The organism is Streptomyces laculatispora (assembly GCF_017353455.1).
In the GTDB taxonomy this organism is placed as follows: domain Bacteria; phylum Actinomycetota; class Actinomycetes; order Streptomycetales; family Streptomycetaceae; genus Streptomyces; species Streptomyces laculatispora.
The window spans coordinates 1-8,451 of sequence record NZ_JAFMPZ010000019.1; the positions used below are offsets into that span (position 1 = coordinate 1).

9 protein-coding genes are annotated in these 8,451 nt (G+C 71.5%); 3 read left to right on the forward strand and 6 right to left on the reverse strand.

All coding sequences use genetic code 11. From position 1 onward, the window contains the following. Both J1C73_RS00785 and J1C73_RS00790 read right to left on the reverse strand, forming a co-directional pair. Positions 1-565, reverse strand: a 565-nt coding sequence (locus J1C73_RS00785; protein ID WP_504742374.1) for a 23S rRNA (guanine(1835)-N(2))-methyltransferase RlmG, incomplete at its 3' end; no start/stop codon positions are given. A 104-nt stretch (positions 566-669) separates the two neighbouring features. Further along, positions 670-870, reverse strand: a complete 201-nt coding sequence (locus J1C73_RS00790; RefSeq protein ID WP_123466972.1) for a hypothetical protein — start codon at positions 868-870, stop codon at positions 670-672. Between the two features lie 253 nt (positions 871-1,123). Here J1C73_RS00790 and J1C73_RS00795 point away from each other — a divergent pair, with 253 nt between their 5' ends. Next, the gene (locus J1C73_RS00795) at positions 1,124-1,948 is read left to right on the forward strand and encodes an endonuclease I family protein (protein WP_207314596.1); all 825 of its coding nucleotides are present in this window, start codon (positions 1,124-1,126) and stop codon (positions 1,946-1,948) included. Between the two features lie 48 nt (positions 1,949-1,996). On the opposite strand, the gene glsA is transcribed toward J1C73_RS00795, so the two are convergent. The 3 genes from glsA to J1C73_RS00810 form a co-directional block, all read right to left on the reverse strand. Beyond that, a complete protein-coding gene (glsA, locus tag J1C73_RS00800) occupies positions 1,997-3,331 on the reverse strand; it encodes a glutaminase A (RefSeq protein WP_207314597.1) in 1,335 nt (444 codons plus the stop codon). A gap of 10 nt (positions 3,332-3,341) precedes the next feature. Next, positions 3,342-3,908 (reverse strand): hypothetical protein, encoded by a 567-nt coding sequence (locus tag J1C73_RS00805; protein WP_207314598.1) that lies wholly within the window; start codon positions 3,906-3,908, stop codon positions 3,342-3,344. A gap of 73 nt (positions 3,909-3,981) precedes the next feature. Then, positions 3,982-4,476, reverse strand: a complete 495-nt coding sequence (locus J1C73_RS00810; protein WP_207314599.1) for a DUF1269 domain-containing protein — start codon at positions 4,474-4,476, stop codon at positions 3,982-3,984. Between the two features lie 120 nt (positions 4,477-4,596). On the opposite strand from J1C73_RS00810, the gene J1C73_RS00815 reads away from it, so the two are divergent. Together J1C73_RS00815 and J1C73_RS00820 are read left to right on the forward strand one after the other, a co-directional pair. Next, positions 4,597-5,712, forward strand: coding sequence for a baeRF3 domain-containing protein (locus J1C73_RS00815; protein WP_207314600.1), 1,116 nt, complete (start codon positions 4,597-4,599; stop codon positions 5,710-5,712). Positions 5,713-5,764: 52 nt separating this feature from the next. Continuing rightward, entirely contained in the window at positions 5,765-6,088 is a 324-nt protein-coding gene (locus tag J1C73_RS00820) for a plasmid stabilization protein (RefSeq protein ID WP_207314601.1), read from the forward strand. 65 nt (positions 6,089-6,153) lie between these two features. Here the strand turns inward: J1C73_RS00820 and J1C73_RS00825 are convergent. Continuing rightward, positions 6,154-8,451 (reverse strand): phosphoketolase family protein (locus tag J1C73_RS00825; RefSeq protein ID WP_207314602.1); only part of this gene is annotated, 2,298 nt, incomplete at its 5' end.

The following is an 8,451-nucleotide window of genomic DNA, read 5'->3' on the forward strand; positions in this document are numbered from 1 at the left end:
GGACGGGGGCGGGGCCAGGTGTGCAGTGGATGAGCCGGGCCTTCTTGACCGCGAGCGAGGTGCGGGTGGGACCGATGATGCGCTCGAACAGCTTGAGGGTGGAGGTGTGGATCTCCTTCACCATCCCGGTCCCGATGACGACGGTGCCGGGGTGGACGCCGGGCGCGAGCCGGTACAGCTGGTCCTCCAGGAGTGCGAGGCTCTTGGGCACCCGTACGAGCAGGACGTCGATGCGTTCCGGCGGGGTGTCGCGCACGGACAGCAGGCGTACGGCGTCCGCGTCGGCCCCGTTGCGTTCCAGATTCGCCGCTGTCGCCCGCTGCGCGAGGTAGGAGTCGGTGATCTGTACGGGACGGTGGCCGGCCAGCACCGTGCTCAGCGCGCCCCAGCGGTCGCCGACCACGACGACACCGCCGGACAGGTCGACCGGGCCGGCTCCGTCGGCCCCTTCCAGGTGCCGCAGCAGGTATTCGTCGGCCGCGTCCCAGGCGCGGAACGGGTCGCGGGGGTCCTCGGGGAATCGGGCGAGTTCGTAACCGGCCCCTGACGTCGTCAAACGGTTCATTGTGCGTTCAGGCTAACCGAGCAGCGGGAGACACCCGAACACTTCCGGCCGCGGTGACGGCGCGGAGCGTCCGCATTCCCCCCTGGCCCGGCGCCCGACGGCGGCTACGGCAGTTGCTTGTCGATGGCCGCCCGCCCCTCCCTGGCCAGTCTGAGGCGCGCCCACTCAAGGGTCTGCGGGGTCAGGTCCCGCCCGGAGGCGAGCACCAGGTCCTCGGGCGACGGATCGTCGCTCGCGCCGGTGTGCAAGAGACCGTCGGGGGTCACGCCCCGCGATGCGGATACGGATTCGGGCTCGTCGCTCATGCCGCCTCCTCGTCCTTGCGGCAATTCTCGCCCCGCGCCGACGGGGGCGCATCTGATACCCGGCAGCATCGTCCGCCCGGCCCGGAACCGTCCCTCACTTGACCTGCACATGATAAATACGCAGCGTTCACACCCGGGTCACGGTGCGTGTGGAAGGCTCCCGCTGACCACGCATCACACGACCACCGCGGAGCCGCCCCCCCCACCCTGAGTCGGCGCCGCGGTGCCCGTATTTCCGGAGAGGACACCCCACATGTCCCGTCGTCATCTTTCCTGCCGGCGCCCGCTGCTGGCCACTCTCGCCGCGTTCGCGGTGCTCACCGGCACCGCGGCCGCTGCACCGGCAGACACCCCGAGGGCCCCGGCGGCCGCCGCCACCCCGCTCGGCGCGCTGGACGACACGTACTACCAGGACGCGCTCGGCAAGACCGGCACCGCGCTCAAGGGCGCCCTGCACACGATCATCAGCGACCAGTCCACACTCACCTACAGCCAGGTCTGGGACGCGCTCAAGGACACGGACGAGGACCCGTCGAACTCCTCGAACGTGATCCTTCTCTACTCCGGCCGCTCCGAGCCCAAGAGCGACAACGGCGGCGGCACCGACCAGTGGAACCGGGAGCACGTCTGGGCCAAGTCGCACGGCGACTTCGGCACGGCCACCGGACCGGGCACCGACATCCACCATCTGCGCCCGGCCGACGTGTCGGTCAACTCCATCCGCGGCAACAAGGACTTCGACAACGGCGGCAGCGAGGTGAGCGGGGCGCCCGGCAACTACACCGACAGCGACTCCTTCGAACCGCGCGATGCCGTCAAGGGCGACGTCGCGCGCATGATCCTCTACATGGCGGTGCGGTACGAGGGCGACGACTCCTTCGCCGATCTCGAACCCAACGACCAGGTGTCGAACGGCTCCGCCCCGAACATCGGCCGGCTCTCCGTGCTGAAGGCGTGGAGCCAGGAGGACCCGCCGGACACCTTCGAGAAGCGGCGCAACGACGTCATATTCGACCAGTACCAGCACAACCGGAATCCGTTCGTCGACCACCCCGAGTGGGTGGACGCCATCTGGTAGACGGACTGCGCCGCACGGCCGGGTGAGCACCCGGCCGCGCAGCGCGCCTCAGCCGGACCGCCGCGTCGCGCACCAGTCCACGGCTTCCTCGCGGGAGGCGAAGTACCGCGGAGCCCCGGCGGCGGTGCCCTGTCCCACGAGGCGATCCGCCGGGTCGGCGACGGCGGTGCGGCGGCCGCTGCCCGTGAGCCGGGCCAGTCCTCTGTTCAGCATCGCCCGGGCCGCCGTGTCGATGTCCGTCACCCGGCGCAGATCCAGCACCACGGCGGCCGTCTCCTGCGGGCCCGACTCGTCCAGGGCGTGCAGCACCCGCTCGGCCGCGGTGAAGTCCAGCGCACCCTGGGCCGCGACCACCGCCACCCGCTCACGGCGGGCGCGTTCCCGCTCCCCCGTCGGCGCGGAGGGCAGATCGTCGGCCGTGGTGACCAGGGTGACGGTGGAGCCCGCCAGGGCCGGATTATGCATGAGGTGCAGCCCGAACCGCTCCGACAGCGCGCCGAGCGCGAGGTGCCCCCGCACGGAGGTCCCGGCCGGGTCGAGGAGCGGGCTGTACGTCGCCAGGCCGAACCGGGCGGGTCCGGCGGCGATCAGACCGCCGGACACCCCGCTCTTGGCCGGCAGCCCCACCCGGAGCAGCCAGTCGCCCGAGGCGTCGTACATCCCGCATGTCGCCATCACGGCGAGGACGTGGGCGGCAACGGGCTCCGGCACCACCGCGTCCCCGGTGACCGGGTTGACTCCGCCGTTGGCCAGGGTCGCCGCCATCGCGGCGAGGTCCAGCGCCGTGACCCTTACCGCGCACTGGCGGAAGTAAGTCTCCACGGCCGCCACCGGGTCCACGGGCAGCGGCCCCGCGCTGCGGATCAGATACGCCAGGGCGCGGTTGCGGTCACCGGTGAGCGCCTCGGAGGCGTACACCTGCTCGTCGACATCCAGCTGCCGGCCGGCGAAGCGGCTCAGGTAGTCGAGGATCCGGTCGAATCTCGGGGCGTCCCGGGTGTCGGGGACCAGGGCGGTGGTGACGATGGCGCCGGCGTTGACCATGGCGTTGGCGGGACGTCCGGTGCCCGGTTCCAGGCTGATGGCGTTGAACGCCTCGCCACTGGGCTCGGCGCCGACCCAGCGGCCCACCTCGTCGAGTCCGACCACGGACAGGGACAGGGCGTAGACGAACGGTTTCGACACGGACTGCACGGTGAACGGCACCTCGACGTCACCGGCGCTGTAGCGGTGGCCGTCCATGCTGATCAGGGCCAGCCCGAACGCGTCGGGGTCGGCCAGGGCCAGCTGGGGGATGTAGTCCGCGAGCCGGCCGTCGCGAAGACCGGCGAACCGGGTGTGCAGTTCGCGCAGGGCGTCCGTGACCGCGTCGGCGGCGTTCACCGACCGGCCGTCAGCCGCGCTCGGCCTGGGCGATCCGCGGGAACGTCTTGACGCCCGCGGCCTTGCGACTGTTGGCGTGCTGGCTGACGGTCCGGCCGGACGGGGCGTCGGCGAAGCCGAGCACCACGGAGTCCAGGACCTTGTCGGAGGAGTCGACGAACTCCACCTTGACCGCGTAGAAGGCCGCCTTGTCGGTGGGGTTGGTCACCCGGACGAGGGCGCTGCGGAACTGTTCGGAGGGCGCGACCGCGAGGCCTCTGACGGAGACGTCCTTGACCGCGTTGCCCTTCCCCTTCACACCCTTGAGCATGGCGACGGCCTTTTGCCGGTTGCGCTCCGTCTCGGCGGACACCGAGGCCGCGAACTCCCGCTGGGTGCGTTGGCTCTCCGTGGCCTTCGGGGACGCCGCCGGTTCCGCGGAGACCGTACGGGTGCTCTGGGCCGTGCCCTGCGAGGAGGTGTCGGAGCTGCCGCAGGCGGCGGTCCCGGCGACGATCAACGCGGCCAGGACGGCCGGGGTCAGGCTGCGGGCTGCACGGCCGCCGAGGGCGCGCCGCACGGGGCTGGTCTGGTTCACGGACGCTCCGTCTGCTCGGAAGTACGAAGGGAAAGGGCCGGCATGTGGCGGGAGGACGGGAGCCTCCCCGGGGTCATGCCGCGTCGTCCCCGAAGACGTCGCGGAGCCGGGCCTCGCTCCCGCTGTCCAGATTGCTGTGGAGCAGCTCGGCGCCGCCGTCCGGGAGCGCTCGGCTGATGCGCTCGGGCACCTCGTTCATCGTGAGGAGGAACAGCGCCGAAGTCCCCGGCGTGACCTTCTCCTTGACCTCGGCGATGAACTCGTCGTCGATGCCGACATCGGCCAGCTTTCCGCCGAGCGCCCCGGCGGCCGCGCCGATGGCGGCACCCAGCAGCGGCATCAGGAAGATCAGCCCGAAGAGCATTCCCCAGAAGGTGCCGCTGAGCGCACTCGCGCCGACCAGGTTGTGCAGCTGCTTCGTCCGCGGCTTCGACCGGTCCGAGGGCCAGCTCACCACCGCCGCGTCCAGGATCTTGATCAGCCCCTCCTTCTGAAGGGAGATCAGCGTCGCCTCCACGGCCTCCGCGCCTTCGGCGGACTGGAACTTCCACACGGTGAGCGTGGACATCGCACATACCTCCTGGAGCCGAGAGCACCAACTCGCCCATATTAGGATGAAAAGGTATGAATTGACTCGTCGAATCACCCGCTTCGCACGGCAGTACGCCAAGTCCCCGGGAGGGAACAGATGGACACGGATGCCCTGACCGCCGGCCTCTTGCAGGAGCTCCGGGCGGCCAAGCCCTATCCCGCCCTGTCCCTGACCATGCCGACGCACCGTCGCGCACCCGAGAACGCGCAGGACGCCGTCCGGCTGCGCAATCTGGTCGCCGCGGCGGGAAACCGGCTCGACGCCGACCCTCAGGTCGGCCGGGAGCTCCGGACCGCCATCAAGCAGCAGCTCGACCGGGCGGTCGCCGAGATCGATCCGCGCCGGGCCCTGGATTCGCTGGTCGTCCTGGCGACTGCGGACGAGTACCAGATCTGGCAGCTTCCCCGCACCGCGCCCGAACGAGTGGTGCTGAGCGACACCTATCTCACCCGTAACCTGGTCGCCGCGAAGGCCCAGGCCCGGCCGTTCTGGGCGCTCACCGTCTCCGCCGACCACGCGTCGCTGTTCAGCGGCACGGCGGACGCCGCGCACGAGGAGCACATCGGCGGCTTCCCGCTGACGGCTCCGCGCGAAGCGCCCAACCCACAGCGCGAGGAGCGGATCGGCGACACCCCGAGCACCTTCAGCGACGAGGAGACCCGTCAGTTCCTGCGCACGGTGGACGAGAAGCTGCGCGGGGTCCTGGCCACGGATCCGCGCCCGCTGTACCTGGTCGGCCTCGCCCCCGCCCTCGCGCTGCTGGACGAGGTCGGCGAGAGCACCGGGGCGGCGGCCGGGCGGGTCACCAAGGGCGCGCCCGCCGATACGACGCCCAGTGATCTGCTCAGCGAACTGCAGCCGGCGCTGGAGGCCCGCCAGAAGCGGTTCGCCGCCGAGATCGACGGCAAGCTGGACGAGGCGCGCGGCCGTCGCGCCTTCGCCGGCGGTCTCGACGAGGTCTGGGCCGCCGTACGGGAGGCGCGCGCCGGTCTGGTGGCGGTGGAGGAGCACTACCAGCAGACGGTCCGGGTCACTGAGGGGCACCTTGAGCCGGTGAGCGGGGACGCCGCTGACCCGGCGGACGAGAAGGTCCGCGAGGACATCGTCGACGAGTTGGTCGAGACGGCGCTGGACAGCGGCGCGGACGTGGTGTTCCTCGCGGACGACTCGCTCAAGGAGCACGGGCGGATCGCGGCGGCGCTGCGCTACTGAAGGCCCCGTACGCAGAGTCCGGGACGGAGCCCGGGTGAGAGGAGAGCACACGATGCCACGCGGATCGAGTCCCAAGCGGGAACGGCAGTACGAGCACATCAAGGAGTCCGCCCAGGAGCGCGGGGTCGGTGAGGACCGGGCCGAGGAGATCGCGGCCCGGACGGTCAACAAGGAGCGCGCCCGTTCCGGCGAGTCCAGGACCGCGAGCCGTACGTCGACCGAGGACATCTCGTCCTCCCGGCGCGGCGGTCTGCGCTCGCACAGCGGCGCGCAGGGCCCCACCCGCGACCAGCTCTACGAAGAGGCGAAGCACAAGAACGTCAAGGGGCGTTCGTCGATGACGAAGGCCCAGCTGGCCCGAGCCGTCGGCCGCTGACCCCTTGCGTACGGCAGGGCCCGGACGGCGCATCCGTCCCGGCCCTGCCGCGCGCTGCGCGGGCCTCAGCCCTCCCAGGTCCAGTCGGCCACCTCGGGCAGATCCGTGCCGTGCTCGCGGATCCAGGCGTGGTGGCGGGTGCGGGTGTCGGACATCGCCTGACGCACCGCCACGGCACGCACGCCGAGGCCCGGGACCCGGTCGATGACGTCCATGACCAGCCGGTAGCGGTCGAGGTCGTTGCGGACCACCATGTCGAAGGGCGTGGTGGTCGTGCCCTCCTCCTTGTAGCCCCGGACGTGCAGCTGGGCGTGGCCGGTGCGGCGGTAGGCCAGCCGGTGGATCAGCCAGGGATAGCCGTGGTACGCGAAGATCACCGGCTTGTCGCGGGTGAAGAGTGCGTCGTACTCGGAGTCCGGCATCCCGTGCGGATGCTCGCCGTGCGGCATGAGCCGGGCCATGTCGACGACGTTCACCACCCGCACCGCCAGCTCGGGCAGGTGGCGCCGCAGCAGACCGGCCGCGGCCAGGATCTCCAGGGTGGGTACGTCCCCGGCGCAGGCGAGCACCACATCGGGCTCGCGGCTGCCGTCCTCCGTACCCGCCCACTCCCAGACCCCGGCACCTCGCGCGCAGTGCGCACGGGCCTGGTCGAGGGTGAGCCAGTCGAGGCTCGGCTGCTTGCCGGCCACGATCACGTTGACGTAGTCGCGGCTGCGCAGCGCATGGTCGGCCACGGACAGCAGGGTGTTCGTGTCCGGGGGCAGATAGACGCGGACGACCTCGGGGCTCTTGTTGAGGATGTGGTCGACGAAGCCCGGGTCCTGGTGCGAGAAGCCGTTGTGGTCCTGGCGCCAGACGTGCGAGGTGAGGAGGTAGTTGAGGGAGGCGATGGGGCGGCGCCACGGCAGCCGGCGCGAGGTCCGCAGCCATTTGATGTGCTGGTTGACCATCGAGTCGACGATGTGGGCGAACGCCTCGTAGCAGGAGAACAGGCCGTGCCGGCCGGTGAGCAGATAGCCCTCCAGCCAGCCCTGGCACAGGTGCTCGGAGAGGACCTCCATGACACGGCCGTCGCGGGAGAGATGCTCGTCGGTGGGCAGCGTCCGGGCCTGCCAGGCCTTTCCGGTGGCCTCGTAGAGGGCGTCGAGCCGGTTCGAGGCCGTCTCGTCGGGGCCGACGACCCGGAAGTCCCTGCGGTCCGCGGTGGCCGCCATGACGGCCTCCAGCAGACCGCCGAGCACCCGGGTCGGTTCGTGCAGGACGGTGCCCGGCCGGTCCACCCGCACCCCGTGGCCGTCGAGCGGCGGAACGGGCAGGTCGCGCAGGAGCAGCCCGCCGTTGGCGTACGGGCTGGAGCCGATCCGCGTCGTGCCCCCGGGCACACAGGCGAGGACCTGGGCCGAGGGGCGTCCTTCGGCGTCGAAGAGTTCCTCGGGCCGGTAGGAGCGCAGCCACTCCTCCAGCTGACGCAGGTGGGCCGGATTCTCGCGGACCCCGGGCAGCGGGACCTGGTGGGCGCGCCAGGTGTCCTCGACGGGCACTCCGTCCACCTCGGCGGGGCCGGTCCACCCCTTCGGGGTGCGCAGCACGATCATGGGCCAGAGCGGGCGTGCGGTGTCGCCACCGGTCCGGGCGGCCGCCTGGAACTCGCCGATGCGGTCGACGGCCCGGTCCATCGCGGCGGCCATCGCCCGGTGCACGGTGAGGGGGTCGTCGCCCTGCACGTACAGCGGTTCGTGCCCGTAGCCGCGCAGCAGGGCGTCGAGCTCGCCCTCGGGGAGGCGCGCGAGCACCGTCGGGTTGGCGATCTTGTAGCCGTTGAGGTGGAGGACCGGCAGGACGGCTCCGTCGTGGACCGGATCGAGGAACTTGTTGGCGTGCCAGGAGCCGGCGAGCGGTCCGGTCTCCGCCTCGCCGTCGCCGATGACGCAGGTGACGAGCAGGTCCGGGTGGTCGAGGGCGGCGCCGTAGGCGTGGGCGAGGGAGTAGCCGAGTTCGCCGCCCTCGTGGATGGAGCCGGGGGTCTCGGGTGCGACGTGGCTGGGCACGCCGCCGGGGAAGGAGAACTGCTTGAACAGCACCCCCATGCCCGCCGCGTCCCTGCTCACATCGGGGTACGTCTCCGAGTAACTGCCCTCGAGCCAGGAGTTGGCGAGTACGGCTGGGCCGCCGTGGCCGGGGCCCCAGACGCACAGCGCGGGGATACCGCGCGCGGCGATGACGCGGTTGAGGTGCGTGTACACGAGGTTGAGCCCCGGTGAGGTGCCCCAGTGGCCGAGCAGCCTGGGCTTGATGTGCTCGGGGGCGAGCGGCCGGGTCAGCAGCGGGTTGGCCATCAGGTAGATCTGGCCGACGGCCAG